Here is a 14929-nt window from a genome sequence, read left to right on the forward strand (position 1 = left end):
TAGTGAGCGCCCGGACGCCGAGGAAGGGCGCCGCGCCGTGATCGCCCCGGTCGCGCTCGACGCGTCGTTGTCGGGGGTCGGGGGCACCATGGTGCCGTGACCCCCGCCGATGGTCCGGCTCCGCTGCGCTCCGCGTCTGTCCTCGACCGTTTCTCCCCCGCCACGCGCGACTGGTTCACCGGCGCGTTCGCCGGGGCCACGCCCGCGCAGGAGGGGGCGTGGGACGCGGTCGCCGAGGGGCAGCACGCGCTGGTCGTGGCGCCCACCGGCTCGGGCAAGACGCTGGCCGCGTTCCTCTGGGCGCTCGACCGGCTGGCCACCACGCCGCCGCCCGAGGAGCCCACGCGCCGCTGCCGGGTCCTCTACGTCTCGCCGATGAAGGCCCTGACCATCGACGTGCAGCGCAACCTGCGCTCCCCGCTCGCCGGGCTGGGCCAGGCCGCGCAGCGCCTCGGGCTCCCCCGCCCCGACGTCACCGTCGGCTCGCGCACCGGCGACACCCCCGCCGACGAGCGCCGCTCGTTCAACCGCGCGCCGCCCGACATCCTGGTCACGACGCCCGAGTCGTTGTTCCTGCTGCTCACGTCCGCGGCGCGCGAGTCGCTGCGCGGTATCGACACGGTGATCGTCGACGAGGTGCACGCCGTGCTCGCCTCCAAGCGCGGGGCACACCTGGCGCTGAGCCTGGAGCGGCTCGACGCCCTGCTCGACGCGCCGGCCCAGCGCATCGGCCTGTCGGCCACCGTGCGCCCGATCGACGAGGTCGCCGCGTTCCTCGGCGGCGGGCGGCCGGTGCGGGTCGTCAACCCGGAGACGACGAAGACGGTGCAGGTCCGCGTCGAGGTGCCGGTCGAGGACATGGCGGCGCTGGACAGCGGGGGCGACAACAGCTCCGGGCCCGGTGTCGAGGAGGAGGTCGAGGGCTCGGCCGCGGGCGCGGCGCAGCGGGCCTCCATCTGGCCCGCGGTCCAGGAGCGCATCCTCGACCTGGTCGGCGAGCACCGCTCGACCATCGTGTTCGCCAACTCCCGGCGGCTGGCCGAACGGCTCACGGCGCGGATCAACGAGCTGGCCACCGAGCGCGCGCACGCCGCCGAGGCCGAGCGGCCGCCGGTCGACCTGGACCCCGACGCCCCCACGGACGACGAGGACGACGAGGCCGACGAGGCCGACGAGCTCGCGCCGGTGGCAGGAGACGGAGCGGAGCGGAGCCCGACCCGGGATCACGGCTCGTTCCCCGCCGAGGCGGTCGGGCAGTCGGGGACGGCCGAGCCCGCCGAGGTGATCGTCGCCCGCGCCCACCACGGCTCGATGAGCCGCACCCAGCGCACCCAGGTGGAGGAGGCCCTGAAGTCCGGCCACCTGCCGTGCGTCGTCGCCACCTCGAGCCTCGAGCTGGGCATCGACATGGGCGCGGTCGACCTGGTCGTGCAGGTCGAGGCGCCGCCGTCGGTGGCCAGCGGGCTCCAGCGGGTGGGCCGCGCGGGCCACCAGGTCGGCGCGGTGTCCACCGGCGTCGTCATGCCGAAGTACCGGGGCGACCTCGTCTCGTGCGCCGTCGTCGCCGAGCGCATGGCGAGCGGTGCGATCGAGGCGATGCACTTCCCGCGCAACCCGCTCGACGTGCTCGCCCAGCACGTGGTCTCGATGACGGCGATGGAGCCCTGGTCGGTCGAGGACCTCACCGGGCTCGTGCGCCGGGCGGCGCCGTTCGCGGGGCTGCCCGACTCGGCGCTGGGCGCGGTGCTCGACATGCTCGCCGGGCGCTACCCCAGCGACGACTTCGGCGAGCTGCGCCCGCGCATCACCTGGGACCGGGTCACCGACCAGCTCTCCGGCCGGCCGGGTGCCCAGCGGCTCGCGGTCACCAGCGGCGGCACGATCCCCGACCGCGGGCTCTACACCGTGGTCACGCCCGGCGCCGGCGAGGGCGGGACGGGCGGCTCGCGGGTCGGCGAGCTCGACGAGGAGATGGTCTACGAGTCCCGGGTCGGCGACACCTTCCTGCTCGGGTCCACCAGCTGGCGGGTCCTCGACATCACCCGCGACCGGGTGGTCGCCGAGCCCGCACCCGGCGTGCCGGCGCGGATGCCGTTCTGGAAGGGCGACGCCCTCGGCCGCCCGCTCGAGCTGGGCCGGGCCCTCGGCGCGTTCGTCCGCGAGCTCTCCGCCACCGACGACGACGCGGCCCGGGAGCGCGCGGCGGCCGCCGGGCTGGACGAGAACGCGACCACCAATCTGCTGACCTACCTGCGCGAGCAGAAGGAGTCGACCCGCCACGTCCCGAGCGACCGCACCATCGTCGTCGAGCGCTTCCGCGACGAGCTGGGCGACTGGCGGCTCGTGGTGCACTCCCCCTTCGGCGCCCAGGTCAACGGGCCGTGGGCGCTGGCGATCGCGGCGCGGTTCCGCGAGACCCGCGGCCTCGAGGTGTCGGCGGCGAGTGCCGACGACGGCATCGTGCTGCGCCTGCCCGACGCCCTCGACGAGGCCGGTGAGGAGATCCTCCCGACCGCCGAGGACGTGCTGCTCGACCCGGACGAGGTCGAGCAGATGGTCACCGCGGAGGTCAGCAACTCGGCGCTGTTCGCCTCACGGTTCCGCGAGTGCGCGGCCCGTTCCCTGCTGCTGCCGCGCCGCGACCCCACCCGTCGCACCCCGCTGTGGCAGCAGCGCCAGCGCGCGGCGCAGCTGCTCTCGGTCGCGAGCCGGTTCGAGCAGTTCCCGGTGGTGCTCGAGACGATGCGCGAGTGCCTCCAGGACGTCTACGACGTCCCAGGACTCACCGAGCTGATGCGCGACGTCCGCTCCCGCGGGGTGCAGGTCGTCGACGTCGCGACCACGAGCGCGTCGCCGTTCGCGCGCACGCTGATGTTCGGCTACGTCGGGATGTTCCTCTACGAGCTCGACGCCCCGCTGGCCGAGCGGCGGGCCGCGGCGCTCTCGCTCGACTCGGCGCTGCTGGCCGAGCTCCTCGGCTCCGAGGCGATCCGCGAGCTGCTCGACGGCGAGGTGCTCGCCGAGATCGAGGGCCAGCTGCAGCGCACCGACCCCGAGCGCCACGTCCGCGACATGGAGGGCACGGCCGACCTGCTGCGTTTCGTCGGCGACCTCACCACCGCCGAGGCCGCGGCGCGCGGGGTGGCGCCGGAGTGGCTGAGCGAGCTGGAGTCCTCCCGCCGGGCGATCCGCGTCCGGGTCGCCGGCGAGGAGCGCTGGATCGCCATCGAGGACGCGGGCCGGTTCCGCGACGCGCTGGGCGCGGGCCTGCCGGTCGGGGTGCCCGAGGCGTTCACCGAGCCGGTCACCGACCCCCTGGGCGACCTGCTCGCCCGCTTCGCCCGCACCCGCGGCCCCTTCCCGGTGGCCGCGCCGGCCCACCGGTTCGGGCTGGGCGTGGCCGTGGTCGGCGGCGTGGTCGACCGCCTGGTCTCCTCCGGGCGGCTGGTGCGCGGCGAGCTGCGCCCCGACGGCGCGCCGCCGCTGCCGGGCGTGCCCTCCGGCCTCACGGGCACCGGTGTCGATGGTCCGGCTCGGCTGCGCTCCGCGTCCGGTCCCGACGTCTGCGACGCCGAGGTCCTGCGCCGCCTGCGCCGGGGCTCGCTGGCGCGGCTGCGCGCCGAGGTCGAGCCGGTGGAGCCGGCGGCGCTCGGGCGGTTCCTGCCGGCCTGGCAGGGGGTGGGCCGGAGGATCCGGCGCGCGCCCGGTCCCGACGACGTGCTGGGCGTCGTCGAGCAGCTCGCCGGCGCGCCGGTCCCCGCGAGCGCGCTGGAGAGCCTCGTGCTCCCGGCGCGTCTGCCCGGCTACTCCCCCGCGCTGCTCGACGAGCTCACCAGCGCCGGCGAGGTCACGTGGACCGGCTGCGGCACGCTCGCCGGCGGCGACGGCTGGCTGGCGGTCGCGCCCACCGACCTCGCCGACCTCCTGCTGCCCGACGCCGAGCCCGACATGGTCGACACCCCGCTGCACCGCGCGCTGCTCGAGACGCTCGACGCGGGCGGCGCCCTGTTCTTCCGCCAGCTCGGCGAGCGCACCCACGCGGCGCTGCGAGAGGCGGGCGAGTCGGACACCGGGATGCCCGACGACGCCGCGCTCGTCGCCGCGCTCTGGGACCTCGTGTGGGCGGGGCTCGCCACCAACGACACGCTCGCCCCGGTCCGGGCGCTCGTGTCCGGAGGCGGCTCGCGCGGCTCCGGCGGCTCGCGCGGCGGCGCCCACCGCCAGCGCCGCACGCCCTCGCGGGGCCGCTACGCCCGGCTCGGGCGCGCCCCGATGCCCTCGCGGACGGGTCCGCCGACCGCCGCCGGGCGCTGGTCGGGGGTGCCGGCGCGCGAGGAGGAGCCGACCCGCCGCGCGCAGGCGCGCACCGAGGCGTTCCTCGAGCGCCACGGGGTGCTCACCCGCGGGGCCCTCGACACCGAGCGCGCCACCGGCGGGTTCACCGGCATCTACCCGGTGCTGCGGGCCATGGAGGAGTCGGGACGCGCCCGGCGCGGCTACGTCATCGAGGGGCTGGGCGCGGCGCAGTTCGCGGTGCCCGGCGCGATCGACCGGCTGCGCGCCGAGTCGCGCGACGACGACGGTGCCGGCGAGCCGACGGCCCTGGTGCTCGCGGCCACCGACCCCGCCCAGCCCTGGGGTGCGGCGCTGGAGTGGCCCGCCACCGTGGGCAGCCAGGACGGAGGGACGAGCTCCCACCGCCCGGGGCGCAAGGCGGGCGCGCTGGTGGTGCTCGTCGACGGCGAGCCGGCGATCTACGTCGAGCGGGGCGGGAAGTCGCTGCTGAGCTTCACGACGTCGCGCGAGTCGCTCGCCGCCGCCGCGGCCGCGCTGGCCACCGCCGTGCGCGAGGGCTGGCTGGGCAGCATCGCGGTCGAGAAGGCCGACGGCTCGGGCGCGCTCGACGGCGTGCTGGCCGACGTGCTCACCGAGGCCGGGTTCCGTCACAGCCCGAAGGGCCTGCGGCTGCGCGCCTGACCCTCCCCGCGCGGCCCCGCGCCACCCACGGCAGGCTGGACACCGCACTACACCGTCCCGGCCCGACCGGCAGTCGATCGACGACCTGGGGAGAGCGATGGCGCTGGCGTGCCCGACGTGTCAGGAGTCCGCCGCCGAGTACCTCGGCATGGCCGACGACGGCCGCAACATGATGCGCTGCACGAGCTGCGGGCACGAATGGGTCCTCGGGGCCAAGCCGGTGTCCCCGCGGGCGATCAGCCAGACCACGCGCTCGCGCAGCACGAGCTCCGCCGCCAAGAAGCCGACCACGACGAGCCGACCCCCGACACGCTCGTCCGCCTCGGTGACCCGCTCGGCGGGCCGGACCTCCGGCACCCGCGGTCCGGTGCAGCAGCGGGAGCGCCGACCGCTCGAGGACGTCGAGACCGCGCGGGCGCGCTTCACGGCGACGGCGGACATGGTGCCGCCCGAGCGCTGGCGGATCATCGAGGCGCTGCGCCGCGAGTTCCTCGCCGACTTCCCGCACCCCGACGAGGAGGCCGGCCGCTACCGCGACGTGTACCGGCAGGCGTTCGAGGCCGACGCGCTCCCCTACACCACACCCGTCGCGCTGAAGGACTTCGCGAACAGCAAGGTCGTCGCCCGGCCCGGGAACATGAGCCGGTTCAACGACGAGTGGCGGGCGCTCGGCAACGTGCGCGCCGCCGAGGCGTTCCGCGGCGTCGTCGACCACCTGCTGCGCGGCGAGGACCCGCCCGCGCCCGAGGACCGGCTCACCGAGCTGATCACCTCCGACGAGGCGCCGGCGATGCCCGGGTTCCGCGAGGCGATGCTGACCCGCGTGCTGTGCATCGCCGAGCCGGAGCGCTTCCTGCCGATCCTGATCTACACGAGCCCGGCGGGCGGCAAGCGCGAGATCGCCCGCCAGGTGTTCGGCCTCGAGCTGCCGGCCCCGGAGACGACCTCACAGACGATCGGGCGGCTCGCCTACTGGAGCAACGACCTGCTGGTCGAGCTGATCGGGCGCCGCTTCGTCGACCTCGACCACGCCCGCCAGTTCCTGTGGTGGGTCAAGGACCATCCCGACCTGACGTGACCCGCGCGAGCTTCGACCGCCGCCGGCCGTAGACCAGGTAGATCACCAGGCCGAGCAGGAACCAGAGCGCGAAGCGCAGCCACGTCACGGGGTCGAGGAACGTGATCAGCCAGAGCGAGAAGACCACCCCGATGATCGGCACCACGGGCATGCCCGGGCAGCGGAACGAGCGCGGCAGGTCGGGGCGGCGGTAGCGCAGGACGACCACGGCGATGCACACGACGACGAAGGCCAGCAGGATGCCGATGTTCGTCAGCTCCGCGGCCTCGCCGATCGGCAGGAAGCCCGCGATGAGGGCGGCGGCGACGCCGAGCACCCACGTGATGCGGTTGGGCACCTGGTGCTTCTCGCTGGTGCGCCCGAACCACGCCGGCAGCAGCCCGTCGCGGCTCATCGCGTAGCCGACCCGCGTGGCGCCCATGAGGAAGGTGAACAGCACGGTCAGGATGCCGAGGATCGCCCCGATGGCGATCACCAGCCCGACCAGCGGGAGCCCGACGTCGGCGAAGGCGCTGGAGAACGCGGCCTCGCTGTCGATGCGCGTGTAGTCGACCATCCCGGTCAGCACGAGGCAGGCCAGCACGTAGAGCACCATCGAGATCGCCAGCGAGTACAGGATCGCCCGGGGCATGTGCTTCTGGGAGTCCTGCGACTCCTCGGCCGCGGTGCTCATCGCGTCGTAGCCGAACACCGCGAAGAACACCGTCGCGGCGCCGGTGAAGATCCCGGCGAGGCCGAACGGCGCGAACGGGCTGTAGTTGCCGGCGTCGATGTGGAAGGCGCCGACCACGATCACCAGCAGCACCACGGCGACCTTGAGGTATACCAGCGCGGTCTCGGTGCGCGCCGCGTTGCGCATCCCGCGGTTGAGCACCCAGGCGATGAGCAGGCACAGCAGCATCGCGAACAGGTCGACCTTGTGCGTGCCCGCCGGGACGCCGTCCGACTCGGTCCCCGGCGCGCCGAGCATCCACCCCGGCAGCTCGAGGCCCAGGAAGCCGAGCAGGTCGTTGAAGTAGCCGGAGATGCCGATCGCGACGACGGCGACGATCGCCGTGTACTCGAGCAGCAGGTCCCAGCCGATCAACCAGCCCACGAGCTCGCCGAGCACCACGTAGCCGTAGGTGTAGGCCGACCCGGCGCGCGGGATGAGCCCGGCGAACTCGGCGTAGGAGAACGCGGCGGCCGCGCTGGCGACCCCGGCGACGAGGAACGAGATCAGCACCGCGGGCCCGGCGGTCTCGTGCGCCACCTGCCCGGCGAGCGAGAAGATGCCGGCACCGATGATGCCGCCGACCCCGATCGCGGTGAGCTGGCGCAGGCTCAGCGTCTTCGCGAGCCCGGTGCCGCCGTCGGGCCCCTGCTCGATGTCCTCGACGGGCTTGCGCCGGAGCAGGGCGGCCGCGAACCCCGGGCGCGACGGCGTGGACGTCATCGCCCCATCCTGCGGTGTCGCAGCGTCACGGACCACACACAGAATTCACACGGGGCCGGTGATCGACAGGGGTCCGGGTGCCGGACACCGCGTTCGCGGCGACCCCAGCGGCGCTCAGGAGGCGATGACGACCAGACCGTGGGCGACGATCGCGACGACGGCCGCGAGGCAGACGACCGCGACGGCGGTGCCGGCGCGCGGGCCGAGGCTCGGTGCGCCGTCGTCCGGTCCGCCGGGCCGGGGGTGTTCTCGGGCCGAGAGGCCGACCAGCGCGAACGACACCAGCACGACGACGGCGACGCCCGCGGCCAGGGAGACCGCGACGACGAGTCCGAGCGAGCCCCAGTCGATGCTCATGGCCCCTCCTACCGCGCCGCGACGGCGGGCTCGTGGCGGACCGCGGCGTCGTCGTCGACGTCGTTGACGTTGTCGGCGGTGACCGGGCGGAGGCGCGACGCCGCGTAGATCCCGGCGGCCAGGGCGATCGCGACGACCGCGACCAGCACGGTCCCGACCGTGCCGGTGGACGACACCCAGGCCGCGACCGCGCCGACCACCGCCGCGGCCGGCAGGGTGAGCACCCACGCGATCGCCATCTGGCCCGCCACGCTCCAGCGCACCGCGGCGAGGCGGCGGCCGGCGCCGGCCCCGACGATCGAGCCGGTGGCCACCTGGGTGGTCGAGAGCGCGAAGCCGAGGTGCGAGGACGTGAGGATGACCGCGGTGGTGCTGGCCTCGGCGGCGAAGCCCTGCGGGGTCTCGATCTCGCTGACCCGCTTGCCGAGCGTGCGGATGATGCGCCAGCCGCCGAAGTAGGTCCCGAGCCCGATCGCGAGACCGGCGGCGAGGATCACCCAGAACGGCGGGCCCGAGTCCGGCGCGAGGACGCCGGCGGTGATGAGGGTGAGCGTGATGACCCCCATCGTCTTCTGCGCGTCGCTCGTGCCGTGCGCGAGCGCGACCATCGAGGCCGTCCCGATCTGGCCGACCCGGAAGCCCCGCCGCACCGTGCCCGCGTCGGCGCGCGCGGTCGTGCGGTAGGCCAGGTAGGTCGCGATCAGCGCGGTGATCCCGGCCAGGACCGGCGAGACGACCGCGGGCAGGATGACCTTCGAGAACACCGCGCCGAAGTCCACCGCCCCGAGGCCCGCGGCCACCAGCGTGGCCCCGATCAGCCCCCCGAACAGGGCGTGCGAGGAGCTCGACGGCAGGCCGAGCAGCCAGGTCACGAGGTTCCAGATGATCGCGCCGATGAGCCCGGCGAAGATCACGACGGGCGAGATCCGGGTCTCGTCGACCAGCCCGCTGGAGATCGTCCTGGCGACCTCGACGGACAGGAACGCGCCGACCACGTTGAGGACGGCGGCGATGAGGACGGCGGTCCGGGGCGACAGGGCGCGGGTGGCGATGGAGGTGGCCATCGCGTTGGCGGTGTCGTGGAAGCCGTTCGTGAAGTCGAACACCAGCGCCGTGACGACCACGACGATGACGATCAAGGACAGGTCCACCCGCTTCTCCCCTTCAGCCGGGCCCGCGGCCACGCAAGGTGTGCCTCGCGAACCGCCGGAGAACGACAGGTCAAGTGACCTTTACCCGAACGAGGGACGACGATCCAGAGAACGATCACACAGACGGGTTGACGTGCGGCATCACGCGGTGTCCCCGGCGCAACGGCCCCGCGCCGCGGTCGCGGAACGTGACGTACGCGTCAGCTCGACGAGCCGACCCAGCCCAGGCGGGTCGAGAGGTCCTCGGCGGCGGCGCGCAGGTCGGGCACGATCGCGCGCGCCCGCCGCCGCGGCAGCCGGTAGGAGGGCCCGGCCGCGCTGAGGGCGGCGACGACGTCGCCCGCCGCGCCCCAGACCGGGACGGCGACCGCGTGCAGGCCCACCTCGAGCTCCTCGAACGAGCGCGCGTGGCCCTCGTCGACGACGCGGGCGAGCTCGGTGCGCAGCGCGGCCGGCTCGGTGATCGTCGACTCGGTGTAGCGGGGCAGGCGCCGGCGCAGGAAGGCCCGTCGCTCGGGGTCGCTCATGTAGGCCAGCAGCACCTTGCCGGCCGAGGTCGCGTGCAGCGGGGTGCGCCGGCCCACCCAGTTCTGGGTGGTCACCGAGGCGGTGCCGAACTCCTGGGTGACGTTGATGGCCGCCTCGCCGTCGTGGATGGCGAGGTTGACGGTCTCCCCCACCTGCTCGGCGAGCTGCTGGCACGTCGGCTGGCCGAGGCGGGCGATGTCCATCCGGCCGGTGGCCGACGCGGCGAGGCGCACGACCCCGAAGCCGAGCGCGACCCGTCCCCGGTCGCCGAGCTGCTCGAGCATCCCGCGGCGGGCCAGCGCCGCGACCAGGCGCGAGGCGGTCGACTTGTGCACGCCGAGCTCCTCGGCGAGCTCGGTGATGCCGACCTCGCCGCGCTCGGCGACCACCTCGAGAGCCGTCACCGCCCGGTCGACCGAGCGGACGAGCGAGGGCTCGCTCCGCCCCTTTCCGGTCTCGTCGGGATCGCCGTCGGTGGCCGTCATCGGTCCCCATCCTGTCCGATCGGGGAGACCCCGTCGGGGAGCGGGGGGTCCGTGGGGTCGAACCGGCGCCGCTCGGGTTGCGAGGTCCGCAACCCTAACCGATGTCAGCGCGTCTGGCGCTGGTCGCGCGGGGGGACGCCGTTCGGCCCACCGAGATCGACCGCATAGGTGCCGACGCCGACGGCCAGGGCGTCGAGCATCCGGTCGAGGGCGACCCGGTCGATGTTGGCCAGCGTGTCGCACGCCTGGTGGTAGCAGGCGTCGTAGGGCGCCCCCGCCTGCCCGCCCCAGCGCGCCGCCTGCTCGGGGGTCTTGATCTCCTCGGCGCCGCTGAACAGCCCGCCCGACGGGATGCCGGCCTCGACGAAGGGCCCGTAGTCGGAGCGCCCGTCGAAGTCGGTGCCCTGCGGCTGGGCCCCGGTCGCGCTCAGCGCGCCGGCCAGCGTGCGCTCGATGCCCTCGGAGCCGCGGGGCCCGGGCGGCGCGCCCTGGCGGTCGGAGTCGTCGCCGTCGTAGACGAAGTAGGCCGGGTTCGGCGAGCCGAGCATGTCGGCGTTGAACAGCACCGCGATGTCGCGGCGCGCCTCGGGCGTCAGCCCCTGGACGTAGGCCGTCGACCCGAGCAGCCCGACCTCCTCGGCGCCCCACCACGCGAACCGCACCGCGTTGGTCACCGGCGGGGCGCCGCCGAGACGCACGGCGAGCTCGAGCTGCGCGGCCGAGCCGGACCCGTTGTCGTTGATCCCCGGCCCCTCGGGCACCGAGTCGAGGTGGGCGCCGGCCATGACGACCTCGTCGGTGCGCCCCGTCGTGGTCTGGGCGACGACGTTGCGGGTGGTGATCGTCCGCGACTGCGTCACCAGCGTGACCGTCGCCGGCTGGCCCGCGCGGGCGAGCAGCCCGTCGAAGTCGGGCTGCAGGAGCCCGCCGGTGGGCAGGCGGCCCTCGGCGACCGAGCCGAGGGTCCCGCCGAGCGGGCCCGGGACGTTGTTGCCGACGAGCACGGCGGCGGCGCCGACCTCGGCGGCGATCTGCTGCTTCTGCGTGAACGTGCACGCACCTCGGCGGACCAGCAGCACCGCACCGCGCGCGGGCAGGTTCGCGTAGTCGGTCGCCTCGCAGCCCGGGGTCGGGTCGCCCGGCGCGTCCGGGGCCACGACCAGCGGGCCGGTGACGCCCTCGGGCGGGGTCGTCGGCGAGTAGGTCAGCGCCGTGACGGCCGGCCCGGGCGCGCCGGCCACGGCGAGCGTCTGGGCCTGGGCGGAGAACGTGTCGAACGGGAAGCTCGGCGTCTCCACCCGGTAACCCGCCTGGCGCAGCTGCCCGGCGACGTACTCGACGCTCGCGTCGTAGCCCGGCTGCCCGGAGGCCCGGTTGCCGCCGTTCGCGTCGGCGATCCGCTGCAGCTCCTCCAGCCGCGCGTACGCCCCGTCGCCGGTGACCTGCTCGGCGAGCCGCCGCGAGAGCCCGGGGTCAATGGTCGGGCCGGGAGCCGCCGCCGACGAGGGCGCGGGGGCGGTCGCCTCGCCCGCGCCACCCGCGCCGCTGCCGCTGCCGCAGGCCGCGAGCGCGAGCGCGAGCAGGCCGCCGAGGGCGAGGGCGGTGGCCCGCGTCGCGATCATGCTCACGGACCGTAGCGGATCGTCCCGGACGGTGTGACACGAACCATGCCGGGGGCCGCCGGGAGGCAGGGAGCGAGCGGATTCACGTCCCGGGACCGCTCCCGGAGCGGGCCTCGCGGTCTACAGTTGGTTGGCACAGCCAACGATCGTCCGTCCCCCCCGAGGAGAGTGCGTGCCGCACGCCGACGAGCCGGAGAGCCCCGGCACCCGGCCCAGCCCCGCCCTCGTCGTCACGGTCCTCTCCTCGGTGGGTCTGGTCGCCGCGCTGTGCATGACGCTGGTCGTGCCGCTCGTGCCCCAGCTCCCCCAGCTGCTCTCGACGTCGACGGCCACCGCGTCGTGGGTGATCACGGCGACGCTGCTCGCCGGCGCGGTCGCGACGCCGATCGCCGGGCGGCTCGGCGACATGATCGGCAAGCGGCGGGTCCTCGTCGCCACGCTCGGGCTGCTCGTCCTCGGCTCGGTGCTCTGTGCCGTGACCGACGACCTCGTGCCGGTGCTCGTCGGGCGGGCGCTGCAGGGCGTCGCGGTCAGCGCGGTCCCGCTCGGCATCAGCCTCATGCGCGACACGCTCCCGCCGGCGCGGCTGGGCTCGGGCATCGCGCTGATGAGCGCCACGCTGGGCATCGGGGGCGGTCTCGGCCTGCCGCTGGCGGCCGTCATCGTGGAGATCGCCGACTGGCACGCCCTGTTCTGGGTGGCCGGCGGCCTCGGGCTCGCCGGGCTCGTCCTGGTCGCCGTCGTGATCCCGGAGTCGTCGACCCGCTCGGGCGGGCGCTTCGACGCCGGCGGCGCGGTCGGGCTCTCGATCGGCCTGATCGGGCTGCTGCTCGCCGTGTCCAAGGGCGGCGAGTGGGGCTGGACCAGCGCGGCCACGCTCACCTCGGCCGGGGTGGCGGTCGTCGCGCTGCTCGCCTGGGGCGCCTACGAGCTGCGGGTGCGCGACCCGCTGGTCGACCTGCGCCTCAACGCCCAGCGGGCGGTGCTGCTGCCCAACCTGATCTCCATCCCCGTCGGCGTGGCCATGTTCACCGGCATGGTGGTGTTCCCCCAGCTGCTCTCGGCGCCGCTCGCGTCGGGCCACGGGCTGGGCCTGAGCCTGCTCGTCGCCGGCCTCACGCTGGCCCCCAACGGGCTGGTGATGATGCTGATGTCGCCGGTCACCGCCCGGATCTCGGCGGCGTGGGGGCCGCGGGCCTCGCTGCGGATCGGCCTGGTCATCATCGCCGTCGCCTACACCGCGGGCACCTTCCTGCTCTCGGCGGCGTGGCAGGTCTCGCTGGTCATCGCGGTGATCGGGGCCGGTGTCGCCCTGGCCTACGGCTCCCTGCCCGCGCTGATCATGCGCGCGGTGCCGACGACGCGGACCGCCGCCGCCAACGGCCTCAACACGCTCATGCGCTCGATCGGCACGTCGGCCGCGTCGGCGGTGGCCGCCGTCGTGCTCGGGGCGTCGACGGTGCGGGTCGAGGGCACGCTGGTGCCGTCGATGGGCGCGCTGCAGACCACCCTGCTGATCGCCGCCGGGTGCGCGGTGCTCGCGCTGGTGGTCAGCCTGGCGGTCCCGAACCTGCCGGAGCCGACCGAGCACACCGAGCACGCCGGTGACGTCGCGTCCCCCGCGCCGGTCGCCGTGACGGTGGTCCGCGGCCGGGTGCTGCACGACGACGGCGGGCCCGCGGCGGGCGCGCGGGTGACGCTGGTCGGGCACGACGGCCGCCAGGTCGCCGTCGCGCCGGTCGAGGCCGACGGCGCGTTCGCCGCCGACCCGGGCGCCGATCGCCCGGTGCTGCTCATCGCCGGCCGCACGGGCGCCCAGCCCGTGGCCGTGCACCTCGCCCCGGGCCAGGACACGCTCGACCGGCCCCTCGTGCTGGCCCGCGGCGCCGACCCGTTCGCGGCCGTCACCGAGGTCGCCGGCACGCCGCCGACCGCCGCGGCCGCGGCGCGGTGCAGCGCGCGCTCCTGATCCCGGCCGGGGTTTGTGGCGCGGGCGACACGTGGCACTCCGTCCCCGTCAGCGACGACGCGGCGGGAGGAACGATGTCCAGCGACGACACCCCGGTGGTGGCCCTCCGGCAGGCCACGTCGGCCCTGCGCGCGGGCACGGTGACGCGCGAGCTCGACGCCGAAGACCTCGGGATGCTCGGCGTCGAGGCCCGGGCCCTGGTCGAGCAGCTCCTCGACGTCCTGCAGAGCGTCGACCGCGCCACGACCGATCCGCGCGACCCGCACACCCGCGACCTCGGCACGCTGCGCCGGCGCCTCGCGTCCGCCCTGGCGCCCGTGGACGTCGCCTCCGGCGACCCGCGCGACGGCATCGACGAGGAGCCGGTGCCCGCGCGCCCCGGCCGTCCGGACGACTGAGGCTCCCGGTGGGACCATGGCGGGGTGCCGGAGGGTGACACCGTCTTCCTCGCCGGCCGGCGGATGCACGACGCGCTGGCCTGCCGGGAGCTGACGCGCGGGGAGCTGCGGCACCCGCGGCTGGTGGAGCACGACCTCGCCGGCCGCACGGTGCTCGAGGTCGTCAGTGTCGGCAAGCACCTGTTCACCCGGTTCGACGACGGCACGAGCCTGCACAGCCACTTCCGCATGGACGGGTCGTGGCACCTCTACCGGCCCGGGCGGCCGTGGCGCGGCCCCGAGCACCAGGTGCGCGCGATCCTCGAGGTGCCCGACCGCGTCGCGGTGGGGTTCCGGTTGCACGACCTCGACCTGCTGCCCACCGAGCGCGAGGACACCTGGGTCGGGCACCTCGGGCCGGACCTGCTCGGCGACGACTGGGGCCCGGAGGCGGCCGCGGAGGTCGAGCGCCTCCTGCGCGCCGATCCCGACCGGGAGCTCGGCGCCGCCCTGCTCGACCAGCGCGTGGCCTGCGGGGTCGGCAACCTCTACAAGGCCGAGATCTGCTTCCTGGTCGGCGTCTCGCCGTGGACGCCGGTCGGCGACCTGTCCGACCGCCAGGTGCACGACGTCGTCGCCTGGGCCCACAAGCTGCTCGTGCGCAACGCCTGGCGCCCCGAGCAGTCGACCACCGGCGACCTCGGCGGCAACGCCCAGCACTGGGTGTTCGAGCGGGGCGGGCGGGGGTGCCGGCGCTGCCGCGACGTCGTGCGCACGGCCGGGCAGGACGACGGGTCGCCCGACCGCGAGGACCGCATCGCCTACTTCTGCCCGACGTGCCAGCCGGGCCCCCACCCGCAGCTCCCGCCCCGGCGCGCGGGGCGCCGGCCCCAGCAGCAGTCGGGGCGCCAGGCGCGCTATTAGGGGGACGCGCCGGTCGGGGCCACACT

10 protein-coding genes are annotated in these 14929 nt (G+C 75.4%); 5 read left to right on the top strand and 5 right to left on the bottom strand.

The features are described from left to right. Window positions 1-96: 96 nt before the first annotated feature. Together PHK61_RS10760 and PHK61_RS10765 are read left to right on the top strand one after the other, a co-directional pair. A complete protein-coding gene (locus PHK61_RS10760; protein WP_274280971.1) occupies window positions 97-4977 on the top strand; it encodes a DEAD/DEAH box helicase in 4881 nt (1626 codons plus the stop codon). A gap of 97 nt (window positions 4978-5074) precedes the next feature. Next, window positions 5075-6055, top strand: coding sequence for a hypothetical protein (locus tag PHK61_RS10765; protein ID WP_274280972.1), 981 nt, complete (start codon window positions 5075-5077; stop codon window positions 6053-6055). Here the strand turns inward: PHK61_RS10765 and PHK61_RS10770 are convergent. The 5 genes from PHK61_RS10770 to PHK61_RS10790 all read right to left on the bottom strand — a co-directional run bounded on the left by PHK61_RS10770 (window position 6030) and on the right by PHK61_RS10790 (window position 11633). Then, the gene (locus PHK61_RS10770) at window positions 6030-7490 is read right to left on the bottom strand and encodes an amino acid permease (protein WP_274280973.1); all 1461 of its coding nucleotides are present in this window, start codon (window positions 7488-7490) and stop codon (window positions 6030-6032) included. The two genes, PHK61_RS10765 and PHK61_RS10770, sit on opposite strands and share 26 nt — an antisense overlap. A 114-nt stretch (window positions 7491-7604) precedes the next feature. Further along, window positions 7605-7847 (bottom strand): hypothetical protein, encoded by a 243-nt coding sequence (locus PHK61_RS10775; protein ID WP_274280974.1) that lies wholly within the window; start codon window positions 7845-7847, stop codon window positions 7605-7607. Window positions 7848-7855: 8 nt separating this feature from the next. Then, complete coding sequence (locus PHK61_RS10780; protein WP_274280975.1) at window positions 7856-8998, bottom strand: inorganic phosphate transporter; 1143 nt, start codon at window positions 8996-8998, stop codon at window positions 7856-7858. Between the two features lie 200 nt (window positions 8999-9198). Then, window positions 9199-10011, bottom strand: a complete 813-nt coding sequence (locus PHK61_RS10785; protein WP_274280976.1) for an IclR family transcriptional regulator — start codon at window positions 10009-10011, stop codon at window positions 9199-9201. A gap of 104 nt (window positions 10012-10115) precedes the next feature. Continuing rightward, window positions 10116-11633: a M28 family metallopeptidase gene (locus PHK61_RS10790; RefSeq protein WP_274280977.1), complete on the bottom strand. Its 1518-nt coding sequence runs from the start codon at window positions 11631-11633 to the stop codon at window positions 10116-10118. Between the two features lie 172 nt (window positions 11634-11805). Here PHK61_RS10790 and PHK61_RS10795 point away from each other — a divergent pair, with 172 nt between their 5' ends. From PHK61_RS10795 to PHK61_RS10805, 3 genes are all read left to right on the top strand, one after another. Beyond that, entirely contained in the window at window positions 11806-13602 is a 1797-nt protein-coding gene (locus tag PHK61_RS10795; RefSeq protein WP_274280978.1) for an MFS transporter, read from the top strand. Window positions 13603-13676: 74 nt separating this feature from the next. Then, a complete protein-coding gene (locus tag PHK61_RS10800) occupies window positions 13677-14000 on the top strand; it encodes a hypothetical protein (RefSeq protein ID WP_274280979.1) in 324 nt (107 codons plus the stop codon). 24 nt (window positions 14001-14024) lie between these two features. After that, a complete protein-coding gene (locus tag PHK61_RS10805; RefSeq protein ID WP_274280980.1) occupies window positions 14025-14903 on the top strand; it encodes a DNA-formamidopyrimidine glycosylase family protein in 879 nt (292 codons plus the stop codon). Window positions 14904-14929 lie beyond the last annotated feature (26 nt).

Origin of the sequence: Actinomycetospora lutea (assembly GCF_028737205.1) — a bacterium.
Classification (GTDB): Bacteria; Actinomycetota; Actinomycetes; order Mycobacteriales; family Pseudonocardiaceae; genus Actinomycetospora; species Actinomycetospora lutea.

Coding starts and splice junctions, on each gene's coding strand:
- PHK61_RS10775 (WP_274280974.1), bottom strand. CDS start 7,847: ATGAGCATCGACTGGGGCTCGCTCGGACTCGTCGTCGCGGTCTCCCTG.
- PHK61_RS10790 (WP_274280977.1), bottom strand. CDS start 11,633: ATGATCGCGACGCGGGCCACCGCCCTCGCCCTCGGCGGCCTGCTCGCG.
- PHK61_RS10800 (WP_274280979.1), top strand. CDS start 13,677: ATGTCCAGCGACGACACCCCGGTGGTGGCCCTCCGGCAGGCCACGTCG.
- PHK61_RS10785 (WP_274280976.1), bottom strand. CDS start 10,011: ATGACGGCCACCGACGGCGATCCCGACGAGACCGGAAAGGGGCGGAGC.
- PHK61_RS10770 (WP_274280973.1), bottom strand. CDS start 7,490: ATGACGTCCACGCCGTCGCGCCCGGGGTTCGCGGCCGCCCTGCTCCGG.
- PHK61_RS10765 (WP_274280972.1), top strand. CDS start 5,075: ATGGCGCTGGCGTGCCCGACGTGTCAGGAGTCCGCCGCCGAGTACCTC.